The sequence below is a fragment of the Acidocella aminolytica 101 = DSM 11237 genome, assembly GCF_900129125.1.
In the GTDB taxonomy this organism is placed as follows: Bacteria; Pseudomonadota; Alphaproteobacteria; order Acetobacterales; family Acetobacteraceae; genus Acidocella; species Acidocella aminolytica.
In genome coordinates, this window is record NZ_FQVJ01000104.1 from 1 (window position 1) to 1,106 (window position 1,106).

Sequence of the window (1,106 nt, forward strand, 5' to 3'; positions counted from 1 at the left end):
CCTTGTCCGGCTGATAACCACTGCTCAGCCAGTGGCCAGACTCATCCGTAAGGGGTAGAGGCGGCGCAAATCGCCTCGATACGGTTAGCAAGACGCCTATAAACATCGCGGCTAAAATGTACCCCGATATCCTCAGGACTATCGAGATCCTCTGGACCACGAACAAAATCCGCGAGATCAATAACGGTAAATCCGAACTGCTCAGCCAACGGTATAATAACCTCATTGATCCGTCCAAACCACTCCAACGCCCAGCATTTCTGGCCAACGCTTGTATTGAGCCGTAGAACGATGACAGTTTTACCGCGCAACGTCTCGAACATCGAAGTTGCATCGCGCTCCAACTGCGCCATGTCGAGCAGCCCCGCAAACGCGAACTCTTCCTGCATGAAGGTCCATTCAGCGGCACTGAAGGACGGCTCGCGCCCTTGTATTTCGCGAATGCGTTCATAGCTGGTTTCCGAAAAATCCCGGTCGGGAGCACCACTGCACTTGAACGTCATCAGTAACCCTGTACTACGCGAGCGATGTAGGGCTGCCTGTAATTCCGGCGAGAAGGACAGCACGTAAGCATCAGCTACCAGGGAGTTGATGACGGTCTTAAACCGCTCTCGTGGCAGACCAGGAATGCGGGTGAGCAAGTCACGTCCCTCTGACGTGTCCAACTCGCGTTCAAGTGCGACCGCTCGCGCGACCGGTTGAATAGCCCATCCCTGATAAGGGTATGGAAACTCTTCTATCATATCAAATTTCGGGCGCAGATAATGCGTCATCATGCTCAGATCGCACGCGCCGCGCACGCAGATCAGCGGTTTGGTGACGTCACGTTCTACCTCCGACTCATGATCAGCATCATCAACCACGTTGATCCAGTCTGGTATACCACCTTCAAGACTTGTGCTCACCTCGCCATTCGTCGGCACAAGCGGCTTACCCAAACGCGCCCAGACAAACTGTTCCACCCCCATATTCATGGCACGGCATGAAAACAGAAAATGCCGCGCCACATGTTCTTGCACCATGAAGAAGCCGCAAATACCGTAACTGCCGTAACGGTCCGCCACCTTCACATAAGCGGCATGGGTTTCGAAGCGCTCCTTCATCTC

Annotated in this window: 1 pseudogene; it reads right to left on the reverse strand. The window is 54.0% G+C overall.

Annotated features, from left to right (window positions below):
• Positions 1-41: 41 nt before the first annotated feature.
• A pseudogene (locus BUB54_RS21060) lies at positions 42-1,106 on the reverse strand (phosphatase); the annotation flags it as partial.